Origin of the sequence: Photorhabdus africana, assembly GCF_035181445.1 — a bacterium.
Taxonomy (GTDB): domain Bacteria; phylum Pseudomonadota; class Gammaproteobacteria; order Enterobacterales; family Enterobacteriaceae; genus Photorhabdus; species Photorhabdus laumondii.
On record NZ_JAXBVE010000032.1, the window covers coordinates 1 to 17,595 of the forward strand.

At 42.4% G+C, this 17,595-nt stretch carries 14 protein-coding genes; 6 read left to right on the forward strand and 8 right to left on the reverse strand.

The features are described from left to right. Positions 1-151: 151 nt before the first annotated feature. The 4 genes from SLS51_RS16805 to pepN all read right to left on the reverse strand — a co-directional run bounded on the left by SLS51_RS16805 (position 152) and on the right by pepN (position 5,343). Positions 152-697: a cell division protein ZapC gene (locus SLS51_RS16805; RefSeq protein ID WP_323839804.1), complete on the reverse strand. Its 546-nt coding sequence runs from the start codon at positions 695-697 to the stop codon at positions 152-154. 191 nt (positions 698-888) lie between these two features. Further along, positions 889-1,899, reverse strand: coding sequence for a quinone-dependent dihydroorotate dehydrogenase (gene pyrD, locus SLS51_RS16810; RefSeq protein ID WP_323839805.1), 1,011 nt, complete (start codon positions 1,897-1,899; stop codon positions 889-891). 343 nt (positions 1,900-2,242) lie between these two features. Next, positions 2,243-2,497, reverse strand: coding sequence for a CCDC90 family protein (locus tag SLS51_RS16815; RefSeq protein WP_265512478.1), 255 nt, complete (start codon positions 2,495-2,497; stop codon positions 2,243-2,245). A 233-nt stretch (positions 2,498-2,730) separates the two neighbouring features. Next, complete coding sequence (gene pepN, locus SLS51_RS16820) at positions 2,731-5,343, reverse strand: aminopeptidase N (RefSeq protein WP_323839806.1); 2,613 nt, start codon at positions 5,341-5,343, stop codon at positions 2,731-2,733. Between the two features lie 346 nt (positions 5,344-5,689). Between pepN and pncB the strand changes: the two genes are divergently transcribed. From pncB to SLS51_RS16845, 5 genes are all read left to right on the forward strand, one after another. Next, positions 5,690-6,904, forward strand: coding sequence for a nicotinate phosphoribosyltransferase (pncB, locus tag SLS51_RS16825; RefSeq protein WP_323839807.1), 1,215 nt, complete (start codon positions 5,690-5,692; stop codon positions 6,902-6,904). Between the two features lie 204 nt (positions 6,905-7,108). After that, entirely contained in the window at positions 7,109-8,509 is a 1,401-nt protein-coding gene (asnS, locus tag SLS51_RS16830; RefSeq protein ID WP_323839808.1) for an asparagine--tRNA ligase, read from the forward strand. A gap of 336 nt (positions 8,510-8,845) precedes the next feature. Further along, a complete protein-coding gene (locus SLS51_RS16835) occupies positions 8,846-9,991 on the forward strand; it encodes a porin (RefSeq protein ID WP_323839809.1) in 1,146 nt (381 codons plus the stop codon). 505 nt (positions 9,992-10,496) lie between these two features. Beyond that, positions 10,497-11,645, forward strand: a complete 1,149-nt coding sequence (gene ompC / locus SLS51_RS16840; protein WP_323839810.1) for a porin OmpC — start codon at positions 10,497-10,499, stop codon at positions 11,643-11,645. Between the two features lie 221 nt (positions 11,646-11,866). Then, a complete protein-coding gene (locus SLS51_RS16845) occupies positions 11,867-13,057 on the forward strand; it encodes an amino acid aminotransferase (protein WP_323839811.1) in 1,191 nt (396 codons plus the stop codon). A 416-nt stretch (positions 13,058-13,473) separates the two neighbouring features. Here SLS51_RS16845 and SLS51_RS16855 read toward each other — a convergent pair whose 3' ends face one another. Both SLS51_RS16855 and mepK read right to left on the reverse strand, forming a co-directional pair. Further along, complete coding sequence (locus tag SLS51_RS16855) at positions 13,474-14,121, reverse strand: MBL fold metallo-hydrolase (RefSeq protein ID WP_323839812.1); 648 nt, start codon at positions 14,119-14,121, stop codon at positions 13,474-13,476. Positions 14,122-14,166: 45 nt separating this feature from the next. Continuing rightward, on the reverse strand, positions 14,167-14,715 hold the full coding sequence (gene mepK, locus SLS51_RS16860; RefSeq protein ID WP_011146027.1) for a peptidoglycan L,D-endopeptidase MepK: 549 nt from the start codon (positions 14,713-14,715) through the stop codon (positions 14,167-14,169). Here mepK and SLS51_RS16865 point away from each other — a divergent pair. Further along, complete coding sequence (locus tag SLS51_RS16865) at positions 14,698-14,823, forward strand: hypothetical protein (RefSeq protein WP_323839813.1); 126 nt, start codon at positions 14,698-14,700, stop codon at positions 14,821-14,823. The two genes, mepK and SLS51_RS16865, sit on opposite strands and share 18 nt — an antisense overlap. A gap of 19 nt (positions 14,824-14,842) precedes the next feature. On the opposite strand, the gene ldtD is transcribed toward SLS51_RS16865, so the two are convergent. Together ldtD and SLS51_RS16875 are read right to left on the reverse strand one after the other, a co-directional pair. Further along, entirely contained in the window at positions 14,843-16,555 is a 1,713-nt protein-coding gene (gene ldtD / locus SLS51_RS16870; RefSeq protein ID WP_323839814.1) for a L,D-transpeptidase, read from the reverse strand. Positions 16,556-16,872: 317 nt separating this feature from the next. Further along, positions 16,873-17,547: a TetR/AcrR family transcriptional regulator C-terminal domain-containing protein gene (locus tag SLS51_RS16875; RefSeq protein WP_323839815.1), complete on the reverse strand. Its 675-nt coding sequence runs from the start codon at positions 17,545-17,547 to the stop codon at positions 16,873-16,875. Positions 17,548-17,595 lie beyond the last annotated feature (48 nt).

A 17,595-nucleotide genomic window follows, 5' to 3' on the forward strand; every position in this document is an offset into this window, starting at 1 on the left:
AATAGATCAAAATTGGCGATTACCGTCAACCCCACCGATGTCATCAATACAAAAAACCTGTGTAAGATCACACTATTTTGAAATCAGAAATACGGTGCGGAATGACGGTTTACTCTTGGAAATCACAGAACAATGGGATCTTAAACCCAAATCAAATCGCAGTGCCATAAATTGGCATATAAATAGGTTCCACAAATGGTATCAATCGATCATTCATAATCTTAATTGGATCACAAAAATTCATTACCCGATCGGATAATGTTAATTGTGGTTGAGCTAGCAGACAAAGGCTCGCACTATCCCCAGCCTCTACAACCAAGAATATAGCATCTGTCGCGCAATCCTGGAGCCGTACCTGAATCAGTTCTCCTTGTACCGGCTTCTCTATCATGGCAAAACGAGAAAAATACCAGCTTCTTGGCATTTGTGGCTTAATAAAGCGGAAAGCCACTAACGCATTAAGAACTAATTCCGCCCTGGATTCATCTGAAATATTAATTCGGCGTGTCTGTTCTTCAAAACAATAATAAAGCGTCGCATCTTCTACAGAAAAGGAAGTTTCTCCCATTGCATAGGGTATCAGCATCTTAGCAGGAAAACAGGAACGAAAAACCATACCATTAGACAGGTCGAGCATTACACGGTCATGGTCAGTATCAAAATACCAGCGCCATTGGTCATCGGGTTTAATGTTCATGAGTTATCCTTTTATGCCAGAAAAACTTACATCGCCAAACAGATTGTAAATAACTTGCCCGCTATTCAGTGAAATAAGCCCTGCCATAATTAAAAGACATGCGAAGATACAGATAAAATTTAGGTGTTCAGAGCAAATATAAATGAGTTGGGAGCAAAAATAAACCCCCAATGATAAATTAACAGCAAGATTTAGATATGATTGACGATATCTTTGATTAATTTTGGACCATGATAGATAAATCCAGAGAAAATCTGTATTAAAGAAGCCCCCGCCACTATTTTTTCTCTGGCAGAGACAAGTGAATCTATTCCACCAACACCGATAATGGGAATTTTACCGCTTAATTCCTGAGAGAGCTGACGAATAATCTCTGTACTACGTAACTGAACCGGCCGACCACTTAACCCACCAGCTTGTTGGCAATAGTTAAGTCCTTCGACTAATCTCTTGTCTAACGTTGTATTAGTGGCAATAGCACCATCGATATTATGACGAATTAAACTATCTGCAATTTGAATCAACTCTTCTTCAGAGAGATCCGGCGCGATTTTTACCGCAACAGGGACATATTTTTGGTATTTTTGCTGAAGTTCACTCTGTTTATTTTTAATCGCCGATAATAGATCATCCAACGCTTCGCCGTATTGCAATGTTCTTAAGCCCGGCGTGTTGGGCGAAGAAATATTAATCGTGATATAACCAGCATGAGGATAAACTTTATCCATGCAGATTAAATAATCATCTTTTCCATGCTCTACTGGCGTATCTTTATTTTTGCCAATATTGATCCCAATCACTCCGCCATATTTTGCCTTTTTAACATTTTCTACCAGGTTATCAACACCAAGATTATTGAAGCCCATACGGTTAATTAACCCTTCTGCTTCAACGATACGGAATAACCTCGGTTTATCATTTCCTGCCTGAGCACGTGGGGTTACAGTGCCAATTTCAATAAAACCAAATCCCATTGCACCAAATGCATCAATACAATCGCCATCTTTATCAAGACCCGCAGCCAGACCGAGGGGATTTTTAAATGACAAGCCCATGCAAGTCACAGGCTTTGTCGCCACTGACTGGCGGATCAGAAACTCAAAAGGAGTACCGGTAATACGCTTGAGCTGGCGGAAGGTTAATTCGTGTGCCCGTTCCGGATCAAGCTGGAACAACGCTTTCCTGACTAGTGGGTAGCACATAATTCTAAACCCATTAATTAATTTATAAACATTAAATTACAAAGATAAAGCTACACATGACACATGCATATACCATTTGGAAGTTTCTGAGCTAAAAAACGCCCACTTTCAACCCCCAAATATTTCGGCAGGTAGGGTAACCGAATAACATGGGCTGAATCTACAGAAATATGCTAATTAGGCGCAAATCTCTCCCAGATGTTGCGCGTGAAACAAGAATACACTGGTGACTACAATCGTTGACATTTTTGCCCAAGATACTTAGCTTCTCTCGAACAACTACAAAGGGGAGCAAACCAATGGATGCTCTTTAATATCTTGAGCAATTTTCATACTACAAGCATCAACCAATAAAAATGTATTTCAATGCCGCAATAACAACAGCAATACCAACTGCTAATGTCAGTTTCTTAATCCAATCTAAATCTGTTTTTATAGTACCAATATCGGTTTTAATGCTCTCAGTAGCAACTGTTAGATCTGCTTTGGTGACAACACTTATGTTTTGCAGTTCTGTAATAACTTCAACGATTTTTTCAGACTGCTCATCGTTAAAACCAGACGCTTTGAGTGCCTTAACTGCTGTATGTATATCCACTGCGTTTTACCTCCAACCCAATGCTTGCAAGCAGAAATTTATTATCCAGAAGATATACCCGTCATCTTTCAAGTTGCCTCTTTGTTGGCTGCACTCGCTCACCCCGGTCACATAGTTTGCTATGCTCCCGGGGATTCACTCCCTTGCCGCCGCGATTCATCTTGAAATCCATAGGGCATAAATTGGAAAAAATATCGGGCTAAATAACCATTAGCCCGATAAATAAATAGCTATCAGCTTTCTAATGCCTTGGTAATTTTTTCAAATAGATCACCAGACAGATTTTCCAACCCTTTTAACTGCTCCAACGCACTACGCATCATGTTTTGACGTTTTTCATCATAACGTTTCAGGCGAATCAGCGGTTCAATCAAACGAGAAGCAACCTGTGGGTTACGGCTGTTAAGATCAGTCAAAATCTCCACCAAGAATTGATAACCACTGCCATCTTCAGCATGGAATGCAACTGGATTGTTAACAAATGCCCCAATCAGAGCACGTACCCGGTTTGGGTTACTGATACTAAATGAACGATGATTCAGAAGATTACGCACATTAGCCAGAACGTCTGCCGACGGACTACTTGCCTGCAAGCTAAACCATTTATCCATCACCAGGCCATCCTGATGCCATCTACCATCAAATTCCGCCATGAGTTGATCACAGCAAGGTAACTCTGCCAGCACCGCGCCAGATAATGCCGCCAATGCATCAGTCATATTGTCAGATTGATGATATTGATTTGATACCACTTTATCAGCCTGTTCCTGATGACCAAAAGCCAAATAATAGAGACAGATATTACGCAGAGAGCGCTTAGCAATATCCTGATGAGCGACGCGATATGCACCGATATGGATAGCGTTATAAACCACCGCAAATTCATCAGCCATTTCCTGAGCCAAAGTACGGGTGATTGTGTCCAAAACTTCATGAATCGCTTTAGGATCAATAATCGTAAACAGTTCTGCTATCTCACTCTCTGATGGTAAAGCCAGAATATGAGCAGCCAGAGCTGGATCAATCTCTTTATCCAATAATACTGCACGGAAAGCATCCACCACATGCATTGGCAGTTCGATCGGCTGCTTCTGCTGGTAACGGATAATATTCAGTTTGATATAGTTTGCCATCAATGACTGAGCCGCATCCCAGCGTGAAAACGCATTACGGGAATGTTTCATCAAGAATGCCAATTGCTGATCACTGAATGTGTAATCCAGCTTCACTGGTGCTGAGAATTCCCGTAATAAAGAGGGAACCGGCAGTGATGGCACATCATCAAATACAAACGTCTGTTCTGCATTAGTCACATTCAATACATTGTGGACCGGTTGACCATCATAACGTAACGGAATCACATGACCTTTGCTGTCATAGAGCTCAATATCCAAGGGAATATGCAGAGGCTGCTTCTCTTTTTGATCGGCGGTAGATGGTGTCATCTGGCTGACATGCAACTTATATTGCTGCTTTTCTGCATCATATTCATCGCGGACGGTTAATACTGGTGTACCAGACTGGCTATACCAGCGACGGAAAAGTGACAAATCTACATTTGATGCATCTTCCATTGCCTGAACAAAATCATCACATGTTGCGGCACTACCATCATGACGATGGATATAAAGCTGCATCCCTGCCTGGAATTGCTCTTCACCTAGCAGGGTATGAATCATACGGATAACTTCGGCGCCCTTCTCATACACAGTCAGGGTATAGAAGTTATTCATCTCAATCACTTTATCCGGGCGAATTGGATGGGCCATTGGGCTGGCATCTTCCGCAAACTGTGCCGAACGCATAATTCGCACATTATTAATACGATTAACAGAACGAAAGCCAAGATCAGAGCTAAATTCCTGATCACGGAATACTGTCAATCCCTCTTTTAAACTCAGTTGGAACCAATCGCGACAAGTAATGCGATTCCCGGTCCAGTTATGGAAATATTCGTGGCCGATCACAGCTTCTATATTAAGATAATCTTTATCAGTCGCAGTTTCAGATTTTGCCAGCACATATTTGGAGTTAAAGACATTCAGCCCTTTATTCTCCATAGCGCCCATATTGAAGAAATCCACCGCAACAATCATATAAATATCGAGGTCATACTCAAGACCAAAACGGGTTTCATCCCACTTCATCGCATTTTTCAGGGAAGTCATTGCCCAATCAGCCCGATCGAGATTGCCACGATCAACAAACAGCTCCAATGCAACTTCACGGCCACTACGCGTCATAAAAGTATCGCGCAACACATCAAAATCACCCGCGACCAGAGCAAACAGATAACATGGTTTTGGGAATGGATCTTGCCATTTCACCCAATGGCGTCCATCATCGGTTTCTCCCTGTTCAACCCGGTTACCGTTTGAAAGCAGATACGGATACTTGGCTTTATCGGCTGTGATACGCGTTGTAAAACGAGCCAATACATCAGGCCGATCGAGATAGTAAGTAATGTGGCGAAACCCTTCTGCTTCACACTGAGTACAAAGTGCATCACCAGAAACATACAAGCCTTCCAGCGCCGTATTTTTCGATGGATGGATCTCATTGACAATTTTCAAAGTGAACTGAGTCGGCAACTGCTCAATGACTAGCGCCCCCTCCTGCTCGCGGTAATGCGCCCACGGTTGACCATTCACATGAAGACTTTTCAGTGTCAAGTCTTCACCATCCAACACTAATGGCGTTATTTCATGACTCAAACGTTTTATCTGGCTGATTGCGGTGATTTCCGTGTTATCGGCATCAAGATTAAAATCGAGTTCAATATCAGAAATCGTATAGTCGGGAGCGCGATAATCCCGGCGGTACTTAGCTTGTCGCTGTTGTGTCATAAGAAACCTTTTTGTTTCATGCCTGATGGAATTAATTCAATACTAGGCCTTACGCTGCCATAGAAAGAGGTTGAATTTCAAGAGTGAATAACGCACCTTCTGGCGTTTAACATTCATTAAGAACGAGTATGATGTTATGTAAGGAATATGTTTACTCTTTGGTGCTTGTTATCACTTAATGATCAAATAACATGATAACATTTAACCAAAGACCCTTTTTAGCCTCGATATTTTGGTGAACTATATGACATTATGTGACTTCAATAACAAAATAATCCCGGTATACTCTTCCAACTTTATCGATTTAGCTAATACGAATACGCTCCGTGAGGATGCATAACGCGCTATGACACTAGACGCTACCCCAATTATTAAATCACTGCTTGATACTGACGCTTATAAACTTCATATGCAACAAGCAGTGTACCACCGCTACAGCCACATCCCTGTTGTTGCAGAGTTTCGCTGCCGCGGCGACGAACTGCTAGGTGAATATGCCACAGAATTACGTCATCAAGTTAATAGGATGGCTGATCTGGCATTAACCGATGCTGAATTTAGTTACCTTTCCAGTCTGCCTTTTTTCAAGGCTGATTATCTGGTCTGGTTAAAAACCTTTCGTTTTAATCCACAGCAAGTCAATATTTCTGTTACAAATGGCGGCCAATTAGCTATCCATATTTCAGGATTATGGCATGAAGTGATTATGTGGGAAGTCCCATTACTGGCGTTAATCAGTGAATTAATTCATCGTCATCACTTACCAGATAACGCGGTGGAAAATGCCGTCAACCAGCTACGCAAGTTGATCAAACTGTTCTATCAACATGCTGAAAATGAAGGAATCGATCTCTCCAGTTTTAAACTGATGGATTTCGGTACACGCCGTCGTTTCTCACACCATGTTCAACACGCTGTCGTCAGTGAGCTGCAACAGCATTTCCCTTATCTGATTGGTACTAGCAATTACCAACTTGCACAACAGCTTGGGCTCCCCCCTGTTGGAACACAAGCGCATGAGTGGTTTCAAGCTCATCAGCAAATCAGCCCGGATCTGGCTAGCAGTCAACGAGAAGCATTACAGAGTTGGCTGAAAGAATATCCTAACCAATTAGGTATTGCCTTGACTGACTGCATTACAATGGACGCGTTTCTGCGGGACTTTGATACTCAGTTTGCCAAAAATTATCAAGGCTTACGCCATGATTCGGGTGATCCCGTTCAATGGGGTGAAAAAGCGATCGCCCACTATCAAAAACTGGGTATTGACCCAATGACGAAGACCTTAGTGTTCTCTGATAGCTTGGACTTCCAAAAAGCGCTAGCGCTCTATCGTCATTTCCACAACAGAATAAACCTGATTTTCGGTATCGGTACACAGCTCACCTGCAATATCCCAGGGGTTAAGCCACTGAACATCGTCATCAAACTTGTCGAGTGCAATGGCAAACCGGTCGCAAAGCTTTCTGACAGCCCTGGCAAAACCATTTGTGAAGATAACGAGTTTGTAAACAGGCTACGTGCCGCTTTTGATATACCCCAGGTTAAACAAGCTTGTTAACTCAAGTTTCATTAAAAAATACCACTGTGCTGCTGGCAAATAAGGCAGCAGCACATCTGAAAAGTGCGCTTTCCCCCCTATTTCACCGTTTAAATTGATGATTTCCCCTTGTTTCCTGAAACAGGGCAAGTAACATAGAATAAGTTGCCCCTTGTGGGGATATTTATTTTCATAAACTTGAACTGATAAAGAAGAGAGAAATCTATGAGCGTAGCGCCTGTAGTCGACGTACTGCAAGGCCGGGTTGCGGTTGATAGTGAAGTCACCGTTCGCGGCTGGATACGTACAAGGAGAGATTCTAAAGCTGGCATCTCTTTCCTCGCCGTCTATGACGGTTCCTGCTTTAATCCATTACAGGCCGTCGTTAATAATAATTTGCCCAATTATCAGGATGAAGTTCTGCATTTAACTACCGGTTGTTCTGTCGAAGTGACAGGGACAGTGGTTGCTTCCCTTGGTCAAGGGCAGAACTTTGAACTGCAAGCGACGAAAATCGTCGTGATCGGTCTGGTTGAAGATCCTGACACCTATCCAATGGCCGCTAAACGCCACAGCATTGAATATCTGCGCGAAGTGGCTCACCTGCGTCCACGTACCAACCTGATTGGCGCCGTTGCTCGTATGCGCCATACCCTTGCTCAAGCACTACACCGTTTCTTCCATGAAAATGGTTACTTCTGGGTTTCCACTCCATTAATCACGGCGGCTGATACAGAGGGTGCCGGCGAAATGTTCCGCGTCTCTACGCTGGATCTGCAAAATCTGCCTTTAACTGACAAAGGTGAAGTGGATTTCAACCAAGATTTTTTCGGCCGCGAAGCATTTCTGACCGTATCTGGACAATTAAACGGTGAAGCATACGCTTGTGCATTAAGCAAAGTTTACACATTCGGCCCGACTTTTCGTGCTGAAAACTCTAATACCAGCCGCCATCTGGCAGAATTCTGGATGCTTGAACCAGAAATCGCCTTCGCTAACCTCAATGATGCCGCCACATTAGCTGAAAATATGCTGAAATATGTTTTCAAAGCCGCATTGGCAGAGCGTGCTGATGATCTGCAATTCTTCGCTGAACGCGTAGATAAAGATGTTATCACCCGCCTGGAAAAATTTATCAATTCTGACTTTGTTCAGATTGATTACACCGATGCCATTGAAATTCTGCAAAACTGTGGCCAGAAATTTGAAAATTCAGTCTTCTGGGGAGTTGACCTTTCTTCGGAACATGAACGTTATCTGGCAGAGAAACATTTCCAAGCTCCGGTTGTCGTGAAAAACTATCCAAAAGATATTAAAGCCTTCTATATGCGAATGAACGACGACGGTAAAACTGTCGCGGCACTGGATATACTTGCACCAGGCATTGGCGAAATTATCGGTGGCTCACAGCGTGAAGAGCGTCTGGATATGCTGGATAAGCGTATGGAAGAGATGGGGCTTAATAAAGAAGATTACTGGTGGTACCGTGATTTGCGTCGTTATGGCACCGTACCTCACTCTGGGTTTGGGCTGGGCTTTGAACGTCTGGTTGCTTACGTGACTGGCGTGCCAAATGTACGTGATGTCATCCCCTTCCCGCGCACACCAAGAAGCGCAAACTTCTAATGATTGCGTAAAACAAACATTAAAAAATCATTATGTATAAAGCCAGCAAAAGCTGGCTTTTTTTATTCTTCCAATTCAAGACACGATCAAAAATCCTATTTCATTTACATTTTGCAATATATTATTTTCACTTTATTACAAAAATCGTCACTTTGTATCAATTAAATGATAGATAAAATCCACGGCTAATGGAAAACTGTGCCCCGACTCGGACAACACGATATTTTCATAAATAATTTCAACGAGTTTCTTAAAGGAATTATTTATGTCAGTAACAGTATCCGAATAACACCAATGATGGTCATTAACGATAGTAATTAAATGAAGGTAACAATAATGAAGGGTAGTATCTTTTCCGTGGTCATCCCAGTGCTGTTGACTGCTGGTGTAGCAAATGCCGCTGAAATTTATAACAAAAACGGTAATAAACTGGATTTTTATGGCAAAGTTGATGTACGGCATCAATTCGCTAAAATTACCCAAAAATCAGATATATACCCTATCTATAGTGAAGATGGTGATGCAAGCTACGTCCGTCTGGGTTTCAGAGGTGAAACCCAAATCAATAACCAACTGACCGGTTATGGTCGTTGGGAATACAATATTCAGGCCAACCAAGTTGAGGCAAATGATTCCGAAGGTAATCAAACCCGTCTAGGTTTCGCGGGTCTAAAATTGGCTAAATATGGCTCTCTAGACTACGGTCGTAATTACGGTGTTCTCTATGACGTCAATGCGTGGACTGATGTACTGCCAGTATTCGGTGCTGACTCCATGTCACAGGCTGACACCTACATGACTAATCGTGCTACCGGTGTCCTGACTTATCGTAATACGGATTTCTTTGGTCTGGTTGATGGTCTGAACTTCGCCCTGCAATACCAAGGTAAGAACGACGAAGACAGCAAAAACAGCCGCAATTCACACAGTAAATACGGTAGTCGTAGTAAGCCCAATGGTGGTAGTAATGGTGACGGCTTCGGCCTCTCTGTTACCTACGATATAGGCAATGGTATCAGCGTAGGAGGAGCCTACTCCAATGCTGACCGCCCTATTACACATGAAAGGCTCGTTACCTCTGTTGCTCGTGGTGAAAGGGCTGAGGCATGGAACGTTGGTGCCAAATATGATGCAAACAACCTATATCTGGCTGCCATGTATGGCGAAACTCACAATATGACCTCTTTCGGCTACCAAGATACTGTCTCTGCAAAAACGCGTAATATCGAATTAACGGCCCAATATCAGTTGGATTCTGGTCTGCGCCCATCTCTGGCATATATTCAATCCAAGGGAACAACTTTTTTCACTCATCAAGACTGGGTAAAATATCTCTCTCTTGGTTCTTATTATAACTTTAACAAAAATTTGTCTGCCTATGTTGATTACAAAATCAACTTAGTACATGACACCCCCTTCACCAAATATCTTGATGTCAACACGAATAACGCTGTGGGTATAGGTTTGGTATATCAATTCTAACAGTCTGAAATAAATTAGGTAGATTAATAGAAAATCCAATTAACATGTTATGGTGCTCACTAAAAGTGAGCACTACTTCCTTTCAAGAATAATCATTATCAGGTATCTGTTAAAAAATAATATACAACACATCAATAAGCATATCAGCAAGTTACATATAAGAAATATGATTGATGAAATAAACACCACATTTTACTCTTTTTATTAAGATCAACAGGTAATTTTTCTCCGCCACTGACTGCGAGTCATTTTTCACTTTTTTGATCAACTGGACCAACCAGAGATTAAAAAATAATCTCTCATTTACATTTTGAAACACTTTATTTCACATTTTTACTAAATTTTCTTTTTTATAGCATTTTGTGAGTGGATAAAAATAACAACCAATGAAACACTTGACAGCGAAACAGACGACACTAAACTCTCACAAATAGTTCCGTAAATTTTTAAAGAATTATTTTTGGCAGTGGCAGGTGTCCGAATAACACCAATGAGGGTAATAATAATGATGAAACGCAATGTTCTTGCAGTAGTAATCCCAGCTCTGTTAGCTGCTGGCGCAGCAAATGCAGCTGAAATTTATAACAAAGACGGCAACAAACTGGATCTATACGGTAAAGTTGAAGTTCAGCACAAATTCGCTAACAACAAAAGCGGCGAAGATGGCGATAACTCCTTTGCTCGTCTGGGTTTCAAAGGCGAAACTCAAGTTAATGACCAACTGACCGGTTTTGGCCGTTGGGAATACAATATCAAAGGTAACCGTGCAGAAGGTACTGACGAAGAAACTAAAACTCGTCTGGCTTTTGCTGGTTTGAAACTGTCCGACTACGGTTCAATGAACTATGGCCGTAACTACGGTGTGGTTTATGAAGTCAACGCTTGGACCGATGTGTTGCCAGTATTCGGTGGCGACTCAATGGCGCAGACTGATAACTTCATGACTGGTCGTTCTACTGGTCTGTTGACTTACCGTAATACCGATTTCTTCGGTCTGGTTGATGGCCTGAATTTTGCTCTGCAATATCAGGGTGAAAATAGTGGCAACACTGCTAATGGCCGTGCCAACCGTAAAGACAACGGTGATGGTTATGGTTTCGCTGCAACCTATGACGTAGGTTACGGTATCAGCGTCGGTGGTGCATACTCTAACTCTGCCCGTACTTCTGCACAAAAAGGGACTTCTAAGACTGAGTATGATTCTGATGCATTAGGTGATCGCGCTGAAGCATGGAACATTGGTGCCAAATACGATGCTAACAACATCTACCTGGCGGCCATGTACGGTGAAACCCGTAACATGACCCGCTTTGGTGGAAAAGTTAATGGCACAAATATGGAAAACATCGCCAACAAAACCCAGAACATTGAATTGACCGCTCAATATCAGTTCGACTTCGGTTTACGTCCATCTCTGGCATACGTTCAGTCCAGAGGTAAAAACCTGTTCGGTGACCTCGGTAATGACGAGAAAGAATCCGACAATCGCGATCTCGTAAAATATGTCTCTGTTGGTAGTTACTACTACTTCAACAAAAACTTGACTACCTATGTTGATTACAAAATCAACCTGCTGGATAGCAATAAACTCACCAAAGAAGCGGGTATCAGCACTGACAACGTTGTTGGCGTAGGTATGATTTACCAATTCTAATTACCGTTGGTAAATAGATTTAGCTGAACAAGTTAAACATCATTAAGAGAAAGCAGCGCTTATGTGCTGCTTTTTTAGTCTTATGTTTTCTTTCTTTTTCTCACTCCGCAAACTGCCTCACAAGATTATCTTCTTTTTGCGACAAATAGTTGGCAAACTGTTTTAGCAGCGTTAACCTGACTGCCCTTTTGGGCTTAACTCTGAGCTTTGGAATTACAAACATGTTTGAGAAAATTACCGCAGCGCCTGCCGACCCTATTCTTGGCTTAGCCGATAGTTTCCGTTCTGATCCTCGTACAAATAAAATCAACCTTGGTATCGGTGTCTATAAAGACGAAACAGGAAAAACTCCGGTTCTGACCAGTGTTAAAAAAGCTGAACAATATTTACTGGAAAACGAAACAACAAAGAATTATCTACCGATTAGCGGCTTAGCCGAATTTGGTCGCGTAACTCAAGAATTACTGTTTGGCAAAGATCACCCAGTCGTTACAGATAAACGCGCCCGCACAGCACAAAGCCCAGGCGGTACCGGTGCTTTACGTATTGCTGCGGATTTCATTGCCAAACAGACTAATGCTAAACGGGTTTGGATCAGCAACCCAACCTGGCCAAACCATAAAAACGTTTTTTCCGCCGCTGGCCTGGAAGTCTGTGAATATAAATACTATGACGCTGAAAAACACGCGCTGAATTTCGAAAGTATGTTGGCAAGCCTGTCTGAAGCTCAGGCAGGTGATGTTGTTCTGTTCCACGGCTGCTGCCACAATCCGACAGGCGTCGATCCAACCCCGGCACAATGGGCTAAACTGGCAGACATATCTGCGGAGAAAGGCTGGCTGCCTATTTTTGATTTCGCTTACCAAGGATTTGCCAAGGGCCTGAATGAAGATGCAGAGGGCCTACGTATTTTTGCGAAAAATCATAATGAACTGATTGTTGCCAGCTCTTACTCCAAAAACTTTGGCCTGTACAATGAACGTGTCGGTGCCTGTACTATTGTTGCTAGTGACAGTGATACAGCAGAAAAAGCGTTCAGCCAAGCTAAAGCGATTATCCGTGCTAACTATTCCAACCCACCCGTTCATGGTGCATCTATTGTCACTACCATTTTGTCAAATGAAGACCTGAAAGCAGCTTGGGAACAGGAACTGACCACCATGCGCGAACGTATTCAGCGTATGCGTCAACTGTTTGTCAATACCTTGCAGGAAAAAGGGGCAAAACAGGATTTCAGCTTTATTATTAGCCAAAATGGGATGTTCTCATTCAGTGGCCTGACAAAAGAACAAGTAGAACGTCTGCGTGATGAGTTTGGTATATACGCTGTCAGCTCCGGTCGTATTAACGTCGCTGGCTTGACGTTAGAAAACATGGCTCCACTATGTGAAGCCATTGTTGCAGTACTCTAAATTAACATTTACCTCACGATGAAAAGTCGCTGAAATTCAGCGGCTTTTATCATTCAGAAGATTCGATGTCCGACACAATTGTGATATTAATCTTATTGAGTACATCGGAATGAAGTTGAAATCCTTGAAGGGCCGGTTAAACGTACCGGAGCAAACGGAGTCATTATGTCCGTTTATTTTCGTGATCTGGATCAAAATCTAATTGAAGTCTCCAATCAGTTATAGTTGCTATCAAACAACTATCAGCCAGCCCTCAAATTGACACTTATACCCTATGGATTTCAAGATGCATCGCGACGGCAAGGGAACGAATCCCCGGGAGCATAGATAACTATGTGACCGGGGTGAGTGAGTGCAGCCAACAAAGAGGCAACTTGAAAGATGATGGGTATATTGAATATAAACGCTACGCCACATCACCAACCTGATACTTCATCCTGTAAAAATGGATTAGTCTGCCGCTCACAACCTATCGTCGACATTGGCCCATGCCCCGGAATAAATTCATAATCATCACCAAGTGGCAGAAGTTTATCTTTAATTGAGTTAATTAACTGCCGGTGATTACCACGTGGAAAGTCACTACGCCCAACCCCTCCTTTAAATAGAACATCTCCCATATAAATCAGCTTATCTACATGATTCACAAACACAACATGCCCCGGCGTATGTCCCGGACAGTGCAATACAGACAAATCAACGCCCCCCACCCGCAGCTCATCACCCTCATTTAACCAGCGATCAGGTTCAAATGATGGGCATTCTTCAATGCCAAACATCCGACTTTGAGCTTGCAAGCCTTCGATCCAGAAAGCATCTTCCTGCTGTGGCCCGTAGACCGGCACATTAAAATGTTTAGCGACCTCCGCTGTTGCACCAACATGGTCAAAATGACCATGAGTCAATAAAATCTGGGTCAATTTCAGACCACGACGTTCTATCTCGGCGATCAGTTTTTCTGCTTCACCACCCGGATCAACAATTGCCGCTTCCTTACTATCTTCATTCCAAATAAGGGTACAATTCTGCATAAAAGCAGTAACAGGAATAATTTGGTATTTCATTATTTCATTTACTCCATAGTCAAAACAAAATAGTTACTCACCAGATTACCACGTCCTGACGGGACCTGTATCAATATGAACGAAATTACTGTGTGGATAGTATCCTACCCCTCCCGCTTTCATTTTCAGAGCAGCCTTGCAGATACGACTAAGCTCAATACCTTCAATATGAAAATCCATCGCCCGCCCGCGAGTATGGTAACTCTGTTTAGCCACGCCTTTACTTTGCTTGCGCAACTGATTGTTGGTTACCAGTGAACGGTAACCAGAAATGAGTTGTACAGGCTTATTAATCTCTATCATCATTTGCAGCAAATAAATCTGATCAAATAATTTAGGATCGATCGTCTTAACGCTATTTTGACGGTAATCTCGAAACAGATGATCCAAGCGGGCCAGCTCTTCTTTGTTGTAACGATAGCCGTCAAAAAATTCGGCTTTAATCGTTTCACCCGTATGTAAGTTGTCAAAACGTAAAATTCGTGGGCGTGGAGTGGCCAGAGTCGCAAAAGTATGCCCCGGCAACAAACTCAAACCTAAAGCAGCGGCTCCCGCACTAAGCCACTTACGGCGATTATGATCGATAATATCCATGAAGAAACATCTACCCAAATTATAGAAAAAATAGGCCAACAGGCAATTGGTCACTGGTCACTGGTCACTGGTCACTGGTCACTGGTCACTGGTCACTATGACAATTAATAACAAAAATTAGTTGCATTTAGTTTTGTAAAGGTAACAACTTTGACAAAAACTGGGCACCTTGTCTCACACTATTGTCGTAGTCATAAATATCGGTACGGTACTGAGGTACCCCCTGCTCATCTACCCAAGCAGTTAAATAATGCAAATAAACTGGAATACGCTGTGGGATGTTTACATAAACGGTACTGCCCTGTTTCAGGATATTATTCACTCTACTCTGATGCCAACCTACATCTTCCAATAACATGCTTGCTAATTCTGAAGCCTTGTTAACCCGTACACAACCAGAGCTGATCGCTCGGATGTCCTTGTTAAACAGGTTATGGTTCGGCGTATCATGCAAATAGATAGCATCAGAATTTGGCATATTAAATTTATAACGACCTAATGAGTTAGTCGGCCCCGGAGCTTGCCATATTCGATAAGGAAAGTTAGCAGGCGTAATCACGTTCCAATCAATAGTGTAAGGGTCGATTACACTGGCATCAGCACGCCAATTTGAAAAGATAACGTATCCTCGCCGTTGAAAATATCCGGGATCATCAACTGCTCGTGGTGCGATATCTTTTCTTGCCAGGCTAGTTGGCACATTCCAGGGAGGATTAATCACCACATTATTCAGCACACTACTCATAATGGGTGTCTTCCGGCTTGGGCGACCAACGATCACTTTCGAGTCCAACACTTCCTGATCATTAAGATAATAATGCAATGAATAATCGGGAATATTGACCATAATTCCTGTGGACACATCTCCTGGGATAATACGTAAACGCTGGATATTAAGCGCCATCAATCCTGCTCTGGTTTGAGGCGAAGTATTTAGCCAATCTCTTGTGCGTTTACCGATTACACCATCCGGTGCCAACCCTTGCCAATGCTGGAAATTTTTTACCGCAGTCACCAGTTCAGGATCGTAGATATTATCTGATTGAGTTGTCAGTTCGCTCAACATACCAAGACGAATAAGTATTTCCTTCAACACAGCGACATCAGCGCTATTCTGCCCCGGTTTTAGCGCACTTTTGTCAGAAAGCTGTGGCCACGGTTTACTATCAGCCAGTTGTTTCACCATCTCCTTGCGCATATTCTCATATTGAGGATGTTGTGGTGCCAGTGCGGCGACATAAGCGGCCACATTGTGGTCGATAATAGCTTGCTGCCACTGATCTATAACGACTGGTGAAGGTAATACAATTTTGTATGGTACAGTGCGGTAGAGCCAGCTTTGGCCCTGATGGCCGACATCTGAGACAAATTGTAAATAACCTAGCATAGCATCCGATAAGATGAGATCACGTCCCATCTGACTCAATTGAGCATCATTGAGTTCAACCAGCCATTGACCAAATTGCGGTTGAAACCCAGCCAATGCCAGTTCTGAAAGTTGTTGTTCAAAGCGTTGAACCGCGATTTTATCTAGCCACAAAGGTTGCATCTGGTTAGAGGAGTACAAACTAACCAATCGGTCAAAAAAAACGGGCTTAATTTGTGCCGGTAACCAGCTTCGCAGCATTTTACGACGTTCTGTTTCTGAAATTGTAGCAGTTTGAATTTGTACTTGTTCAGGTATTGTTATCTCAGATATCTTTTCAATCTGCATTTTGGGCAGATTTTGAATATCACCTTCAATAAGCCTATTCTGATGATTAGCTAAAGCATATCCAGCTATTATCGATGTGCTACAAATAACCGAAATACACAGTAGCTTTATCGCTCTTTTTACCATATCAACATACCCACCTTCAGAACATTCTCATGAGTTAATTTTAATTATGACAAATTCAAACTCTAATCAAAGAAAAACAACAAGTTATTTACATTGTAAACTATTTATCTACAAAGGAAATATAATACGCTATCGCCAGCCAACCAAACACAAAACAGCAAAAAAGACGCCAAAGCATCTCGTCTATCATTCAAGGTATGCAAACCGCTTTCTTAATTCAGCAGAAAGACCTACCTGATAACAGGCAGGCCCTTAATTCAGCGCTATTCCTACGATAATTTCTGATTTACTACATCTGGTTTACTACAGCGCGACTATCATGATGAAGAAGTACTATCACATGAGGAAGTACCATATGCAGCGAGAAATGACTGAACAGCGATAGCAATTCGCTGAGATTTCTCCTCTGGAGTAGGTAAACCCATGCCCAAAGTAGCCTTAAGCCTTGGCGTTCCAATGATGCCATCGATAAACACCTCCGCGGAGATTTTCGGGTCTACTATGTTCAATTTTCCCTCCTTCACCTTTCGTACCAGATATTCGACAAGAAAATCGACTATCTTTTTGACTCCCTTCTCATAATAAATTTTACCTAGTTGTGGAAAACGTTGGGCCTCCAGCGTGACCACCCGGTAATTTGCAATCATCGCCTCAGAAAGAATTACCGTAAAAATTTCCTCTGCAAAAATGGTTAACGCTTTCCCAATATCGGGTTCGGGATTCATGGTCTTGTCCAGACCGCCTTCAACCTCTTCTATTCTCTGCCGAACAACAGCGACTAACAGCTCTTCTTTAGAAGGAAATCGACTATAATAGGTTCCCTTCGAAGCATTAGCACGCTTTGCCATCTCATTGATACTGGCACCATCAAAACCCCGTTCTGCAAATACTTGAGCAGCAATTTTTAACAGCTCGTTAACTCGTTCTCCTGAAATTCTAGAGTACGAACGGGTTCTTTTGTGATCTGTTTGGGCTTTAGGTGTATTTGTCATGTAAAAAAAACCTAAATTTTATTGGTACCGAACGGTACGGTATACTAT